The organism is Streptomyces sp. ISL-99 (genome assembly GCF_018614005.1).
GTDB classification, from domain to species: Bacteria; Actinomycetota; Actinomycetes; order Streptomycetales; family Streptomycetaceae; genus Streptomyces; species Streptomyces flavidovirens.
This window is the reverse complement of record NZ_JAGGPC010000025.1, coordinates 1-13,890: the sequence shown is the minus strand read 5'-3', so window position 1 is coordinate 13,890 and position 13,890 is coordinate 1. Positions and strand designations below refer to the sequence as shown.

Annotated in this window: 16 protein-coding genes and 1 pseudogene; 6 read left to right on the top strand and 11 right to left on the bottom strand. The window is 67.0% G+C overall.

Annotated features, from left to right (window positions below; all coding sequences use genetic code 11):
- Window positions 1–61: 61 nt before the first annotated feature.
- The 7 genes from J7E91_RS15725 to J7E91_RS15695 all read right to left on the bottom strand — a co-directional run bounded on the left by J7E91_RS15725 (window position 62) and on the right by J7E91_RS15695 (window position 5,818).
- Window positions 62–880, bottom strand: coding sequence for a DUF1295 domain-containing protein (locus J7E91_RS15725; protein WP_214904162.1), 819 nt, complete (start codon window positions 878–880; stop codon window positions 62–64).
- Entirely contained in the window at window positions 880–1,059 is a 180-nt protein-coding gene (locus J7E91_RS15720) for a hypothetical protein (protein ID WP_374224717.1), read from the bottom strand. Before J7E91_RS15720 ends, J7E91_RS15725 begins: the two co-directional genes overlap by 1 nt.
- Before the next feature lie 53 nt (window positions 1,060–1,112).
- Window positions 1,113–2,405 (bottom strand): cyclopropane-fatty-acyl-phospholipid synthase family protein, encoded by a 1,293-nt coding sequence (locus J7E91_RS15715; protein WP_214904159.1) that lies wholly within the window; start codon window positions 2,403–2,405, stop codon window positions 1,113–1,115.
- On the bottom strand, window positions 2,402–3,160 hold the full coding sequence (locus J7E91_RS15710; RefSeq protein WP_214904157.1) for a DUF1365 domain-containing protein: 759 nt from the start codon (window positions 3,158–3,160) through the stop codon (window positions 2,402–2,404). The genes J7E91_RS15715 and J7E91_RS15710 overlap by 4 nt, the downstream gene beginning before the upstream one ends.
- The gene (locus J7E91_RS15705; protein ID WP_214904154.1) at window positions 3,157–4,416 is read right to left on the bottom strand and encodes an NAD(P)/FAD-dependent oxidoreductase; all 1,260 of its coding nucleotides are present in this window, start codon (window positions 4,414–4,416) and stop codon (window positions 3,157–3,159) included. The genes J7E91_RS15710 and J7E91_RS15705 overlap by 4 nt, the downstream gene beginning before the upstream one ends.
- A 125-nt stretch (window positions 4,417–4,541) precedes the next feature.
- Window positions 4,542–5,015 carry an ATP-binding protein gene (locus J7E91_RS15700; protein ID WP_251015728.1) on the bottom strand — a complete coding sequence of 158 codons (474 nt, stop codon included), beginning with the start codon at window positions 5,013–5,015 and terminating at the stop codon, window positions 4,542–4,544.
- A gap of 155 nt (window positions 5,016–5,170) precedes the next feature.
- Window positions 5,171–5,818, bottom strand: a complete 648-nt coding sequence (locus tag J7E91_RS15695; RefSeq protein ID WP_214904148.1) for a fasciclin domain-containing protein — start codon at window positions 5,816–5,818, stop codon at window positions 5,171–5,173.
- A 368-nt stretch (window positions 5,819–6,186) separates the two neighbouring features.
- Between J7E91_RS15695 and J7E91_RS15690 the strand changes: the two genes are divergently transcribed.
- The 3 genes and pseudogenes from J7E91_RS15690 to J7E91_RS35985 form a co-directional block, all read left to right on the top strand.
- A complete protein-coding gene (locus tag J7E91_RS15690; RefSeq protein ID WP_214904146.1) occupies window positions 6,187–6,771 on the top strand; it encodes a sigma-70 family RNA polymerase sigma factor in 585 nt (194 codons plus the stop codon).
- Window positions 6,768–7,514 (top strand): anti-sigma factor domain-containing protein, encoded by a 747-nt coding sequence (locus tag J7E91_RS15685; RefSeq protein ID WP_214904144.1) that lies wholly within the window; start codon window positions 6,768–6,770, stop codon window positions 7,512–7,514. The genes J7E91_RS15690 and J7E91_RS15685 overlap by 4 nt, the downstream gene beginning before the upstream one ends.
- 56 nt (window positions 7,515–7,570) lie before the next feature.
- Window positions 7,571–7,648, top strand: a pseudogene (locus J7E91_RS35985) (fasciclin domain-containing protein); the annotation flags it as partial.
- A gap of 389 nt (window positions 7,649–8,037) precedes the next feature.
- Here J7E91_RS35985 and J7E91_RS15680 read toward each other — a convergent pair.
- The 4 genes from J7E91_RS15680 to J7E91_RS15665 form a co-directional block, all read right to left on the bottom strand.
- Complete coding sequence (locus tag J7E91_RS15680; RefSeq protein WP_308376596.1) at window positions 8,038–8,397, bottom strand: hypothetical protein; 360 nt, start codon at window positions 8,395–8,397, stop codon at window positions 8,038–8,040.
- A gap of 136 nt (window positions 8,398–8,533) precedes the next feature.
- Window positions 8,534–8,932 carry a cupredoxin domain-containing protein gene (locus J7E91_RS15675; protein WP_214904141.1) on the bottom strand — a complete coding sequence of 133 codons (399 nt, stop codon included), beginning with the start codon at window positions 8,930–8,932 and terminating at the stop codon, window positions 8,534–8,536.
- A 74-nt stretch (window positions 8,933–9,006) separates the two neighbouring features.
- Window positions 9,007–9,831 (bottom strand): ferritin-like domain-containing protein, encoded by an 825-nt coding sequence (locus J7E91_RS15670; RefSeq protein ID WP_251015727.1) that lies wholly within the window; start codon window positions 9,829–9,831, stop codon window positions 9,007–9,009.
- A complete protein-coding gene (locus J7E91_RS15665) occupies window positions 9,828–10,613 on the bottom strand; it encodes a ferritin-like domain-containing protein (RefSeq protein WP_214904139.1) in 786 nt (261 codons plus the stop codon). Before J7E91_RS15665 ends, J7E91_RS15670 begins: the two co-directional genes overlap by 4 nt.
- A 745-nt stretch (window positions 10,614–11,358) precedes the next feature.
- Here J7E91_RS15665 and J7E91_RS15660 point away from each other — a divergent pair.
- From J7E91_RS15660 to J7E91_RS15650, 3 genes are all read left to right on the top strand, one after another.
- Entirely contained in the window at window positions 11,359–11,943 is a 585-nt protein-coding gene (locus J7E91_RS15660) for a sigma-70 family RNA polymerase sigma factor (RefSeq protein ID WP_214904135.1), read from the top strand.
- Entirely contained in the window at window positions 11,940–12,686 is a 747-nt protein-coding gene (locus J7E91_RS15655) for an anti-sigma factor domain-containing protein (RefSeq protein ID WP_214904132.1), read from the top strand. Before J7E91_RS15660 ends, J7E91_RS15655 begins: the two co-directional genes overlap by 4 nt.
- Window positions 12,687–13,018: 332 nt before the next feature.
- The gene (locus J7E91_RS15650; protein ID WP_214904294.1) at window positions 13,019–13,504 is read left to right on the top strand and encodes a redoxin domain-containing protein; all 486 of its coding nucleotides are present in this window, start codon (window positions 13,019–13,021) and stop codon (window positions 13,502–13,504) included.
- The last annotated feature ends 386 nt before the right edge of the window (window positions 13,505–13,890 follow it).

Below are 13,890 nucleotides of genomic sequence, written 5' to 3'. Positions count from 1 at the left end.
AGCGCCCGACCGGCGCGGCCTCTCTCGTCGCGGTGCTCTGCGGGCATGGTCATCTCGCGCCTCACTGTTCCTGTCCGGACGGACGGCGGGGCGGACGCGGGAAGAAGCCGCTCGTCCGTTTCACGTACGCGGCGTACCCGGGGCGTCCGGCCATGTGGTTCTCCAGGAGCCGCTTACCGCTGCCCCGGGTGAGGAGGAAGGTCATGACCACGGGTGAGATGAGGGATACGGCTGCGACCTGCCAGTTGCCGCAGGCCATGAGGTACAGGCCCCACCAGACGAGGAAGTCACCGAAGTAGTTGGGATGGCGCGTCCAGCTCCACAGGCCCCGGTCCATGATGCGTCCGCGGTGGGCCGGGTCGGCCTTGAAGCGGGCGAGCTGGAAGTCGCCGACCGCTTCGAAGACGAGGCCGGTCGCGAAGACCACGAGGCCCACAAGGGTGAGCGGTCCGACCGGCTCGGGCGCGTACTGGGCGGCCTGGACCGGCAGGGAGATGAGCCACACCAGTGCGGCTTGCAGCAGGTACACGGCGCGCAGGGCGTACAGCGTCCGGTTGCCGGGCGCCTTGGCCAGCATGCGGTCATAGCGTGGGTCCTCGCCGTGCCCACGTCCCCGCCACGCGATGTGGGCTGCGAGCCGCACCCCCCACACGGCGGTCGCCCCGGTGATCAGCAGTCTTCTTGTGTCGTCGCCGTAGTCCCCGGACAACACGTACGAGGCCACGGCCACGGCGGTGAAGGCCAGACCCCAAGCGACGTCCACAAGCCGGTGCGTTCCCTTGGCGGCGGCCGGGACGAAGACGATGAGCATGACGGCGAGTGCGGCGCCTGCGGCCGCTGCCATGTTGGCGGTGAACTCCGCCCACGGATACCCGCTCATCACGATGCCTCCGGCCCGTATTCCACGTCGATGTCCCCGGCGATGTAAGCCTCGGCGATGCCGAGTTCGTCTGGTCGCCACAGCAGTCGGCGCAGGGCAAAGCGGGAGTGAAGGACGACGACGGGGGCTCCGAGTGGGCCTGCCTCGCTGCCGTCCCAGGCCCGAAGCCGGACCGGCACGGGGCCTGGGAGGTGTCGCCCGAGTAGCGTGACAAGACGGTTCGAGACGGGAGTCATCGGGCTTCTCTCTGCGTTGTCGTGTTTGCGGTCAGCAGCAGTTGACGTACGTCCAGGTAGCGTGCGCGGAAGCCGGCCTCGGAGTACGCCAGGTACAGCTCCCACATGCGGCGGAAGACGGCGTCGAAACCGAGGGCGTCCACGCGCTCAGCTTCCTGCTGGAAGCGCTCGCGCCACAGCCGCAGCGTTTCGGCGTAGTGCTCGCCGTAGCCGTCGTTCGCTGCGATGTGCAGGCCGGCTCGGGCCGATTCCTGCTCGATGGCGGTCATGGAGGGGATGAGCCCGCCGGGGAAGATGTACTTGCTGATCCAGGTGTGTGTCTTACCGGTGGCCAGCATCCGCTCGTGCGGCATCGTGATCGTCTGCAGCGCTATCCGGCCGCCGGGGGCGAGACGCTCTCGAAGCGTCGCGAAGTACACCGGCCAGTAGTCGGCGCCGACCGCCTCGAGCATCTCCACACTGACCACTGCGTCGTACGTGCCGCCGACATGGCGGTAGTCGCACAGCTCCACCGTCACACGATCCGCAACCCCGGCCTCCTGGAGACGGCACTGCGCCAGCCGGCGCTGCTCCGCCGACAGCGTGACCGTCGTGACGCGCGCTCCGCGCGCTGCGGCCCGCAGCGCCAGCTCGCCCCACCCCGTGCCGATTTCCAGCAGTCGTGTCTCGGGGCCAACGCCCGCCAGGTCGAGCAGACGGTCAATCTTGCGGTGCTGAGCCGCGGCGAAAGTCTTGCTGGCCGCGGGGAAGGCGGGGAAGACGGCGGAGGAGTACGTCATGGTCGGATCGAGGAACAAGGCGAACAGGTCGTTGGACAGGTCGTAGTGGCGGCGGATGTTGTCCCGTGCTCCGGCGACTGTGTTGCGTTGAGCAGCAGGCCGTCGTCGTACCCAGAGCCCCCGCAGCCGTCGCAGGGGCCGGGGTACCAGGTCGTCCACATGGGCCGCCAGCACGGTCAGGACGCCGACAAGGTCGTCTGCGTCCCACTCCCCGGCCATGTACGACTCACCGAAACCGACCAGCCCATCGGCCCCGATCCGCTGGAAGAACGCCTGGGGATCCAGGACACGCAGGAGTGGCCCGTTTCCCGTCGGGGCCGTCTTCCCCAGCTGTATACGCAGGGGCAGCCGGGCGAAGGCCTTGCACAGGATCAGGCGGGTGGCGACCGTCCGTGCTCGTGAGCTGCGGGGCAGCCGGGCGACGTCCGGCCACCTGCCGTCATCGGTCGCAGCTCTTTGCCGCGGCACGAGAAGGGCGCGGCTGGTGTTGCGCGTTGTCGGAACTGTCATTTCATGCCTTCTTGTGGCCGGTGGGGAGGGCGGGGCTGTATGGGAAGTCCGCGAAGGATCAGGCGTATGCCGTGCCGGCGGATACCAGCGAAGACCGCTGCCGTGGACCAGGGGCGACGCAGCGCAGCGTTGAGAAGGTGCCGAGCTGTGGCAGGTCGCCGCGTTCCGCGGACGGTGGCGGTGAAGGGGCTGGCTTCACCGCGCCGCAGCTGGACGGTCAGGTCCAGGCGTTCGAGTGGCGCCGGCAGACGCATGCGGTAGCTGCCGTCGACAGGGAAGAACGGCGAGACGTAGAAGTCCTTTGCCACCTCGGCTCTGCCGGCACCGTCCGTCTGCAGCAGGTAGCAGTGGCGCTGCCCATAGGTGTTGTGTACCTCGGCGACGACACAGACAAGGCAACCGGCGCGGTCGTGGCACCAGTACACGGTGATGGGGTTGAAGACATAGCCAAACACCCGCGCGTGCGCCAGCATCAGCACCTGACCACCGTCCAGGCTCACCCCGTTCGCGGCGAGGTAGACATCGAGCCCGGCGCGGATGGACGGCGCTGTACCACCGAAGTGATCACGCGCATCGAAGCGCGCCAGCGGGCGAAGCACGCGGGGCAGTACGGGCATCCGATCCAGGTCGACCAGCCACATGTAGGTACGGTGCCGGAAGCTGTGACGCAAAGGTGCGGTGCGGGCGTGGGAGACGACGCAGTCGTAGAGCGCCGGTGCCGGTGACCGGACCGATGCGCCGGCCGAGGCGCTCACCACCGCACCCCGAGGGCGGCCGCCGCTTCGACGCCCGAACGGCAGCCGTCCTCGTGGAATCCCCAGCCGTGGTACGCCCCGGCGAACGCGGTCACGGTGGTGTTCAGCTGCGGCAGGTGCGGCTGTGCGGCTACCGACTCCGGCGTGTAGACGGGATGCTCGTACACCATGCGAGCCAGCACCTTGGCCGGGTCCACCCTTCCGTCACCGTTGAGGGTGACCACATGGTCGTTCCCGGCTCCCAGGCGTTGCAGGCGGTTCATGTCGTAACTGACATGCACAGCGTCGGCCGGCGCCTCGCAGGACGGCATGAAGTAGTTCCACGACGCCCGCGCCTTCGGGGAGCGGGGCAACAGCGTGGTGTCGGTGTGCAGGATCGTCGGGTTGCGGGAGTAGCGGAACGCTCCCAGAAGCCGTCGCTCGGCCTCCGTGGGGTCCGCCAGAACGCGCAGCGCCTGGTCGGGGTGGACCGCCACCACGACCGCCGCGTAGTTCTCGGCGTCGCCGTTGCCGGTGACCACGCGGGCGCGGTCGGCGAACCGGTGTACTGCGAGCACGGGGGTTGCGGTGCGCACGGCGGTGAGCTGTTTGGCGACCCGGTCCACGTACTCCACGGAGCCGCCGGTCACCGTCTTCCACTGTGGAGAGCCCTTGACCGAGAGCAGGCCGTGGTGCTCCAGGAAACGGAACAAGTAACGGGCGGGATACCGCAGGGCGGTCTCGGGCGCACAGGACCAGACGGCCGAGACGAGCGGGGTGACAAAGTGCGCGATGAAGTAGGAGGAGTAGCCGCCGTCGTCCAGGAACCGGCGCAGGGTGTACGCCGGTTCGCTGCCGGAGGCCAGGACGTGGCGGGCCGCCCGGTGGAACACCGGCACCTCCGCAAGCATCCGGAGGTAACCGCCACGCATCGCATTGCGTCCGGCGAACAGACCCGCGAGGGCACGTGCTCCCGCGTACTCGAGTCCGCAGCCCTCACACCGCACCGACATGCTCATGTCGGAGTCCTGCGTGGCAACACCGAGCTCGGCGAACAGCCGCAGCAGCATCGGGTAGGTCCGCTCGTTGTGCACGATGAATCCGCTGTCGACGCGAAGCGGCCGTCCGTCGGCTGTGGACAGCTCGTGCGTGTGCGCGTGCCCCCCGAGCCTGGCAGCCGCCTCGTACAAGGTGACGTCACAGGTCTGCTGGAGTACGTACGCTGCGGTCAGGCCCGCCACACCCCCGCCCACCACTGCTATGCTCCGCCGCTTCATGATCCTCCGCCGCTCGGTTCTGCGGGCCGCTGCGTTCTTGGCGCACGGCCCGGTCAGCACCTATTCGCAGCGCGGAGCCAATCGGATTGGTCCCGGTCCCATGCGCGCATGTCGCCGTGGCGCTGTCAGTCGGACGGGGGCGGGCCGCCGCCGGGGGAGTCGGGCTTGACTTCTAGTTCGGCCCACACGGTGTGCCCGTGGCTGGAGTGGTCGTTGCCCCAGGAAGACGCGAGAGTGTCGACGATGAACAAACCGCGTCCGCCGTCCAGCAGGGAGCCGGAGGGGTGGCGCCAGCGGGCGCGTACGAGGTTGATGTCAGTGCCGGCCCCGGCGTCGGCGACCTCCAGTCGCACGTATCGCCGCCCGCCCTCCTGGGACATCAGCAACATGCTGATACTCCATGGCGGCTTGCCGTGGCGGACAGCGTTCGACAGCAACTCCGTCACGACCAGCAGCGCGTCGTCGGTGAGGCTCTGCAGGCCCCAGTACGCCAGACGCCGTCCGATCACGGCTCTGGCACCGGCAGCAGCACCCGCCGATGACGCGGCCTCGCTATGGCCGGCCCGGAAAGGGGGCAAAACAGGCACAACGACTCTCATACCTGTTATTCGTCACCGGCGCGTCTCTGGATGGGTCCTCCCACAGAGGGCTCGTAGCTATGCACGCGAGCGTATTGACGCGCGAGCGTATTGACGGTTCGGTCGAGTGAACCTTTACGTGGAGACCCGGGGCAGGCCCCTTCATCGTCTGAGGATCACATCTTGGGCATGAGGACCGTGTCGACGATGTGGACGGTGGCATTGGCGGTGGGGACGTTGCCGCAGACGACGGCGGCGGAGCCGTTGACCTTGTACGACTCACCCGAGCCGGCCGTGGTGAGCGTGCTCTTCTCCAGCGTCTCGTAAGTGCCGCTCTCCAGCTGCTCGGGGGCGAGCTTCTGGCCCACGACGTGGTACGTGAGGATCTTGGTGAGCGTCGCCTTGTCGGCCAGTACCTTGTCGAGGTCTGCCTTCGGGATCTTGGCGAAGGCGTCGTTGGTGGGCGCGAACACCGTAATGTTCTCGGCGTTGTTGAGCGTGTCAGCCAGACCGGCCTTCTTCACCGCGGTGACCAGGGTGGACAGGGCCGGGTTGTTCGATGCGGCCGTGGCGACCGGGTCCTGGGCCATGCCGTCGAAGCTGCCGGCGCCCTCCTTGGGCACCGAAGCACACCCCGGGCCGAACGGTCCCGACGCCTGAGCGGCCTTGCCCTCGTCGTCCTGGACCGGGCTTTCCTTCGCGGCGGAGGGGGTGGAGCGCTTGTCGCTGCTGCTGTCGTCCATCCCACAGGCCGTGAGGGTGAGAGGCAGGGCCGCTGCGGCGATGACAACGGCGAAGGTGCGACGCGAGCGGGTGCTGAACATGAAGAGCGCTCCTTGAATGGGCTACTTGCACCGGCGGGCGCCGCCGGTGAGTGAGGGCTGACAGGTAGGTACGGCCTCGCAGTCCGCTTCTACTGCTTCGAGGCCGTACCGCTTCCCTCACGCCCCTCATTCGTCACCGGAGCCGATACGGATTGGTCGTGGAGCGAACGCGTTTCCCCGGGCGCACACAAAGTCGCCCGGTGAACCAATCCACGAGGCCCGCAGCTACGAATCAGTCGAAAGAGCAAAAACCACCGAGAACCGCTGAAGGTTGGCTTTCGCTCACCTGTATCGCAGGAAAGGTTGGGTATGGGCGACCATCACACCGAGCTTCGCCTCGCTGGCTGCGCCCGTCCGAGAGGTGTGCGGTGAAAGAGATCGCACGCATCGGAGGCGCTGCGCAGCGCGGCCCGGAACTGTCCGAAGTCGTAGCTCGCGTCGCCAGCGGCGACCAGGAAGCCTTCGCCGCCCTCTACGACGCGATCGCCGGCCCGGTCTACGGGCTGGTACTCAAGGTGCTGCGGGATCCGGCCCAGTCCGAGGAAGTGGCGCAGGAAGTCATGGTCGAGGCGTGGCGTACCGCTACGCGCTTCCGTCCCGATCAGGGAAGCGTCATGACATGGGTGATGACGATGGCTCACCGTCGTGCCGTGGATCGAGTGCGCTCCGAGCAAGCAGCGACCGCCCGCGAGCAGCGCAATGCGGTTCGCGAGCGCACGCCGGACTACGACCAGGTCAGCGAGGAAGTGGCGGTCCGGCTGGAGAGTGAACAAGTCAGGCGGTGTCTGCGGACCCTGACCGAGCTGCAGCGCCAGGCCCTGACGCTCGCCTACTACCAGGGCTACACCTACCAGGAGGTGGCCGCCACACTGTCGGCGCCACTGGGAACAGTCAAGACCCGTCTGCGTGACGGCTTGATCCGCCTTCGAGACTGCATGGGAGTAAACGCATGAGTGACGAACGCGTGCATGTCCTCACTGGCGCCTACGCCCTGAACGCGTTGGCGGACAACGAGCGCGAGACGGTCGAGCGCCACGTGCGGCAGTGCACGGCATGTGCCGAAGAAGTGCACGAGTTGACCGCCACCGCGGCCCGCATGGGAACAGCCGTCGCCGCCGCGCCCCCGCCTGCAATGAAGAGACAGGTCATCGCCCGGATCCAGGCGGTGCGTCAGCTGCCCCCGCAGGTGACGGCCGCTGATGTCGTACGCCGTCCGACGACCGGCCGCGCACGGCGCATGCCCCGCCTGGTCCTGGCCGCCTGCGTGGCGGCGGCCACCGCGTTCGGAGGGACGGCGGCCTGGCAGTTCCAGGAGGCCCAGCAGGCCGGACAGCGTGCCCAGCAGGCCATAAAGGAAACCGCGGACATGGCGCGGGTACTGGCCGCCTCCGACGCCCGCAGCGCCCCCGGCAGCGTCAAGGGCGGTGCGCGGGCCACCGTGATCGTCTCCCACAGCCAGAACAGCGCCGTCTTCCTGGCCTCCGGCCTGCCGGAGCTGCCTGATAGCAAGACCTACCAGCTGTGGTTCGACGACGACGGCACGATGAGGCCGGCCGGCCTCATGCGGCGCGACGGCGGCGTAGTGATGGAAGGCGATATAGGAAAGGCCACCGGCATGGGCGTCACGGTAGAACCCGCAGGCGGCTCATCCCAGCCCACCACCACACCCCTGGCACTCATCGCACTCCCCTCCTGATACGTCCGCAGGGCTCCGCTCGGCCCAAACCGAGGGCGGTTGCGGTCAGCGGGAGCCTGGCGCAGGACCGAGTGGCGACGGCCGCGTCAAACAGCCCGGCGCTGTCCACTCCGGTCACCGCGGTGAAGAAGGCCTCCGGTTCGTCGCCGTGGCGGCTTTGTCCGGCGGTTCGCTCGGCACACGACAACGCGGTGCCGGACAAGCCGCTTGCCTGAACCGTGCCGGGCTCGCCCGCCGGGCCGCCCCGGCAACGGAGGCACCAATCCGAGGCCTGTACCGCAACGAATCACTGTTGAAGACATCGACCCGTCCATGCGGGGCGTGACACCACCGCCAAGGGCTGAATTGTGATGACAGACCAAGAGTTCGAAGAGCTCATTGCGGAGACTGCCGAGTACATACGCCGCGTCTCGTTTTCCGCGCCTGCGCCTGCGGACGATCGAGGGTACGCCCTGCATTCGCAGCACGCCGAGTACGGCGGCGGCGCCCACTAGCAACAATAGTTGCACCGCGGGTCGTCTCATCAGGCGAGTTGGCGACGAGAGCGACGCCGCCCGGTGAGAAGGAGCCCGGTGGCGGCCGCGATGGTCAGGGCCTGTGCGGCGACGACGATGTTCTTGTCGCTGAACCAGATCGGCTCGTACATATTCGGAAGGGGGCCGAGTTCGCCGACATCGACGTAGCGATAGACCAGCAGAGCTGCCAGCCCTCCCGCGGCTACCAGCCACGCGAAGGCGTCAGCCGGTGCGCGGCGCCACACCAGCACGAGCAGGGCCGCGAGCGCGGCGAGTGCGGCCTCAATCCGGAAGAGAGTGCCTTGGCTGATCGTCGCGCTGACCGCGTCATAACGGTCGGCCAGGTGGGCGTGCACGTACGCGTCCACGGCCAGGCCGATGGCCGCCAGAAGGCGTGCTGCGGCCCGTAGAGGCCGATGTGCTGGACGGGCAGGTGATGAGTTGGGGGGATTGAGGCGCATGTCTTCCCTTCCCGGCGGGAAATATTGGGCATGGACGCCGGGGTCAGCGGACTGTGAGCGAACCCTTCATGTACTGGTGAATGGTGCAGATGTAGGCGTACGTTCCTGCGCTCGTCGGCGCGGTGAAGGTCACCGTCTTGCCCGCGGCGATGTTGCCGGTGTCGAAAGCCTTGCTGTCACTGGCGGTCACGGTGTGGGGGGTTGAGTCCTCGTTGATCACAGTGACCTTGGTTCCCGGGCCGACCGTCAGGTCGGCGGGCTTGAACGTGAAGTTCTTGATCGTGATTCGCGCATCCTTCGGGCCGGAGGGCGAGACGGAAGTGACGGAAGTGGGGGAGTCAGGGCTTGATCCTCCGTTGTCTGCACAGCCGGTGGCAGTGGTCAGCAGGCACAGGGCGGCGGCAGCAACGGCTGCCTGCGGTCTGCGGGGGCGCGAGAGCATGCTCTTCTCCGGGTGCTGTGGTGCTGTCCGGTTGGGGCCAGGTGCGTGGGGGCGTCCGCACCTGACCCCCGCGGTCAGACGGTCAGGAGACTGGTCTTGGCGGCCTTGTCCGTGTTGATGAAATCGTCTGGTACCGGGTATTGGCCCAGTACGAAGTGCAGAATCGCCGAATGCATCGCTTCGACCGGGGCGATGGTGGCAGCGGTGTTGATGCCGCCCGCGCTCGCGACGTTGAACGTCGCAAACACGTACGTCTGGGTAGCCTGGTCTTCCAGCCGCAGGGCCAGTCTGGCCACCCCCGGAACATCCTTGACCTGCCCCAGCGCACGGGTGACCTCATCGTGGTTGGACAAGGGGGTTCCGGTGATCTTGGGCTTGCCTGCGTCGGCCAGGACTCCGTTCCACGCATCGGCGTGATCCCTGTGCTGGCTCATTGCGGTCTGCGCGAAAGTCGCCAGTACCGGAGGCACATCACCGAGCTTGCCGTCCTTCGCCGCCGTGAGAGCGGCCTGGTAGGCGCCCACAGCCTGGTTCTCCAGTGCCGCGGCCAGAGCGACCACCTTCAGGTCACCGGTGTACTGGCCGGACTGTGGCGAGCCGGACGGGCCGCCGCTGGGAGCCGCTTTGACCTCGGACTTGCCACCGCATGCCGCCAACGCAAGGACCGCGGCGGACGCACCGGCCCCGACCAGGAAACGGCGGCGCGCCAGATGAACACGCTGCTCCTGGCCGGTATCCGGGCCTGCGGTCTCGAGGTCCCGGAGTTCCTGCGTGAGGTCACGGGCGGAGGCCGCCATGACGGGCAGCGTCTCCTGGTGCGCCTCGTCCATCTCCCGGGTCAGACGCGACAGCTCACCCTCGCTGATCGGCAGCTCCCAGCCGCCCTTGCTCCTGCTCATTTCACGGCCCCTTCACTGACCGGCGAGGCGTTCTTGGTCGGGTAGAAGGCATCGGGGAAGCCGACCTTGCCCGCATCGGCGGGGAGTTTCGCGACGTCCGTCGGAATCTTGATCAGCTCTGGCAGGTCGGCGGCAAGCAGAGCCTGCACGGCCAGCAGCGTGGCCCGGTGCTGAGCCTCCACCGGGGCCACCGAGGCGAATAGCTGCCGTAGGTTCCGGTCTTCGACCTGCCCGATGTTCTTGGTGTAGGTCTGCGCGGCGACGTCTTCCAGGGTGATGGCCAGTTTGACCACGTCCGCCGGGGTCTTGATCGACGGCAGCTGCTCTTTGACGATGGCGTCGTACTTGGGGTCGGGGGCGTTCTGGGCCTTGCCGCCGGCCTTCGTGGCCGCCGCGTTGAACGCCTTGCCGTGTGCGGTGTGCTGCTCGGTGGTCTTTCTGATGAACGCGACGACGGTCTTGTTGCCGTTCTTGATGAACGGCAGGTCCGCAGCTGTTCGGTAGACGTTCACCGCCAGATTCTCCAGCGATGCGGCCGTTTGCAACGCCATGATGTCGTCGCGGGTCACGGCTGCCGCACGTCCGCTGCCCAGCAAGGCGGCGGCTCCGGCTGTGCCCAGCAGCGTGCCACGGCGCTGCCACCAGCGTCGGCTCGATGGCTCGGCGGCCTCCGTGAAATCCGCCAGCGCGGCATTGGTGACCCTCAGCGCGTCGCTGTTGAGATCTTGCGACTGCTCGGTCAGCTCCTCCAGCAGTCTGGTGTCGATGCGTTCTGTGCCCATCGCGTCCTGTCTCCTTCCTCGCGCCGAACGGCGCGGGCGTGCGTTCAGATTTCAGCAATTGGAAGGCGGGTGCCTCCTTTCTCCGTCTGAATGGCCCACAGTCATGTCCCTAGGGATGAACACCTCGCCGGCCAGGCGGGCTGTCGGAATCACAGCGGTGTTGTGCCTGGTCGTGTCGCTCACAGCGCGGGCAGTGAGCCCACGCCGACCACTAGGACAAGGGCCGAGGTAGCCACGGGGCCGACGCGGGCCACAGGCTTCAACGGCGCCCAGTGCGTGGTCGATACGGTGCCTACGCCGGCTTCGAGGCGGTCGCGCAGGCGCAGAGCGGCTGTTCGCTGGCCGAACGGGGCCGCCAGGCGATCTTGTGGATGGCGGCGCGGCTGATCGGTCGATGAACCCCCGGGCATCGACGTCGGCCTCGATGACGACGTCGCTACGCCCCGGGAACGAACCGCCGCCGGGGGCGAGAACGCCGTCAATGCAACGGTGGCCTGCGACAGCATCCCCATGGCTCCTCGCCGGTTGGGACCGGATAGGGGAACATGGGGCCGTCGCCCTGCCGCAGGACTCGCAAAGTCGAACAGCGAAATACATCGACGGCCGCCTGCGGCTACGAACGCATGCCAGGAAGAAGACGTGACGAAGTGGCTCTCGCTCACCGGTATCGCTTGGAACGGTTGCATAGAGGCGACCATCACACCGTGCCTCTGCGTGTGGCATCTGCCCGACGGGAAGGGACACGTTGAAAAGGATCACTCGCAACGGAGAGACCTCGCAGCGAGGGCCGGAGCTGTCCGATGTCATAGCTCGCGTCGCTGACGGCGACCAGGAAGCGTTCGCCGCCCTCTACGACTCGATCGCCGGGCCGGTCTACGGGCTGGTACTCAAGGTGCTGCGTGATCCGGCCCAGTCCGAGGAAGTGGCACAGGAAGTCATGGTGGAGGTATGGCGTACCGCCGCGCGCTTCCGTCCTGACCAGGGCAGCGTCATGACATGGGTAATGACGATGGCCCACCGTCGCGCCGTGGACCGTGTTCGCTCCGAGCAGGCTGCCACGGACCGCGAGCAGCTCAACACCGTTCGCGAGCGCACGCCCGATTACGACCAGGTCAGTGAAGAGGTCGCGGTCCGGTTGGAGAGCGAGCAAGTCAGGCGGTGCCTGCGGACTCTGAGCGAGCTTCAGCGCCAGGCCGTGACACTTGCCTACTACCAGGGCTACACCTACCGGGAGGTCGCCGCCGCCTTGTCGGCACCTCTGGGAACAGTCAAGACACGCATGCGTGACGGTCTGATCCGGCTGCGAGACTGCATGGGAGTAAACGCATGAGCGAGGAACACATCCACGTCGCCACCGGCGCCTACGCCCTCAACGCGGTGCCGGACGACGAGCGCGAGAGTGTCGAGAGCCACCTGCGGGAATGCCTGCCATGCGAGCAGGAAGTACGGGAGCTGACCGCCACTGCGGCCTGCCTTGGAACGGCCGTCGCCGCCACGCCCCCGCCCCGAATGAAGAACCAGGTACTAGCCCGCATACAGGCAGTGCCACAGCTGCCCCCGCAGGTGACGACCGTCGACGCCTCGAACCGTCTGACGACCGCCTGGACACGGAATATGCCTCGCCTGCTCCTGGCCGCCTGTCTCGCAGCGGCCACGGCGTTCGGAGGAACAGCGGCCTGGCAGTTCCAGGAAGCACAGCAAGCAGAACAGCGCGCCCAGCAAGCCACTCAGGAGACCGCGGACATGGCCCGGGTGCTGGCCGCGCCCGACGCCCGCAGTGCCACCGGCAGCATCAAAGGCGGTGCACGGGCCACCGTGATCGTCTCCCGCAGCCACAACAGCGCCGTCTTCCTTGCATCCGGCCTGCCGGAATTGCCCCACGACCAGACCTACCAACTGTGGTTCGCCGACGACGGCACCATGAGGCCGGCCGGCCTCATCCGACATGATGGCGGCCTGGTGATGAAGGGAGAAGTAGGAAAGGCCACCGGCATGGGCGTCACAGTAGAACCCGCCGACGGCTCGTCCCAGCCCACCACCGCGCCCCTGACACTCATGACGCTTCCCGCTTGATCCGTCCCCGGTGAGTTTGGGATCCAGGAAGCCCAACTTCCGGGCGGCGCGCATGCTGGCCTCTTGGCGACTTGAGAGAGACGCGACACAATGGGTCTCTCAAGCTTTTCCGTTCCTCTCCAGGCCCCGAGCCGGGACATGAGCGCCAGTCAGCAAATGCATGTCGGATACCACGCGAACCTCCTGCCCTGAAACACATGGGACAGCAGCAATCCACGAGAGTGCTCGACACTTGTGCCGCGAGGGGCCTTGCGTAGAGCATGCCGATCTATCAGTCGTCCTCGGACGCGTCTTCCGGACTCTGGTCCGGAACGACTCGATCGGAGTTCATGATGCCAACAGCACCCGAAGTGGGCGAACACGTGGGCGATTTCGCCCTTCCTGGAGGGGTGTTCACGGGAGCCTCCTTCGAGCGGCGGGATTTCACACTGTGCCAGCAGCGGGGATTTCCTCTTGTCCTTGTCTTCCATCAAGGCGATGACACCGCCGCCTGCACCGAGCGACTGTGTTCCTACTCCAACAGCCTTGAGATGTTCCCTGAACATGGGCCCCGGGTTTGGGGCATTAGTCCGCGATCCGTCGACAGCCATGAGGCGTTTGCCCGGAAACACGACCTCAGGATCCCGTTGCTCTCCGACGCCGGTCGAGATGTGGCCCGGTCGTTCGGCATGTCAGCCTCCGGAGTCGAGCATCGGCAGGCAGTTTTCCTCATTGCCCCGGACGGCACGTTGCACTGGAAACGTGTCTCCCTGTTGGGCGCGCCCCTGCCAAGCCTGACAACTCTCTCCCGGCACCTGGCCGCTATTCAGGGCGGCTGATTCTTGGGTCGCCCTGAATAGTTCGCCTCGCGGTAAGCAAGCGTCATCCGTTCGGCAGAGGCCATTTGCAGCGAACAGCGAGCAGTGTTTGCCGCTCAGCCCAGCACATTGATTTTTCACTCATCCCGTTGGTTTCCTGATCCATTCGGCCCACACCGCTTGTTGCGCATCACTTGCAATAAGCGGCTTGGCGCTCGGGCGGCCTAACAGTTGCGCGTCGTGTCGTCAGCAATTCTCCGCATCACAAAAACCGTGATCGTTCGCCGTCACCTGCGACTTTGCCTGAAGGCGCGGTGCCGGAGGGGCAGTCCGGTGAGGAATGCTCGCCATGGCCTCGCGATTCTCGTGGTTTTCTGCCGTTTGCGGGTCACGTCCGCTGGAGTGGT

Bases quoted from the DNA above. Each gene is read 5' to 3' on its own strand.
- J7E91_RS15725 (WP_214904162.1), bottom strand. From the start codon at position 880: ATGAGCGGGTATCCGTGGGCGGAGTTCACCGCCAACATGGCAGCGGCC.
- J7E91_RS15715 (WP_214904159.1), bottom strand. From the start codon at position 2,405: ATGACAGTTCCGACAACGCGCAACACCAGCCGCGCCCTTCTCGTGCCG.
- J7E91_RS15705 (WP_214904154.1), bottom strand. From the start codon at position 4,416: ATGAAGCGGCGGAGCATAGCAGTGGTGGGCGGGGGTGTGGCGGGCCTG.
- J7E91_RS15700 (WP_251015728.1), bottom strand. From the start codon at position 5,015: ATGAGAGTCGTTGTGCCTGTTTTGCCCCCTTTCCGGGCCGGCCATAGC.
- J7E91_RS15695 (WP_214904148.1), bottom strand. From the start codon at position 5,818: ATGTTCAGCACCCGCTCGCGTCGCACCTTCGCCGTTGTCATCGCCGCA.
- J7E91_RS15685 (WP_214904144.1), top strand. From the start codon at position 6,768: ATGAGTGACGAACGCGTGCATGTCCTCACTGGCGCCTACGCCCTGAAC.
- J7E91_RS15675 (WP_214904141.1), bottom strand. From the start codon at position 8,932: ATGCTCTCGCGCCCCCGCAGACCGCAGGCAGCCGTTGCTGCCGCCGCC.
- J7E91_RS15670 (WP_251015727.1), bottom strand. From the start codon at position 9,831: ATGAGCAGGAGCAAGGGCGGCTGGGAGCTGCCGATCAGCGAGGGTGAG.
- J7E91_RS15665 (WP_214904139.1), bottom strand. From the start codon at position 10,613: ATGGGCACAGAACGCATCGACACCAGACTGCTGGAGGAGCTGACCGAG.
- J7E91_RS15655 (WP_214904132.1), top strand. From the start codon at position 11,940: ATGAGCGAGGAACACATCCACGTCGCCACCGGCGCCTACGCCCTCAAC.
- J7E91_RS15650 (WP_214904294.1), top strand. From the start codon at position 13,019: ATGCCAACAGCACCCGAAGTGGGCGAACACGTGGGCGATTTCGCCCTT.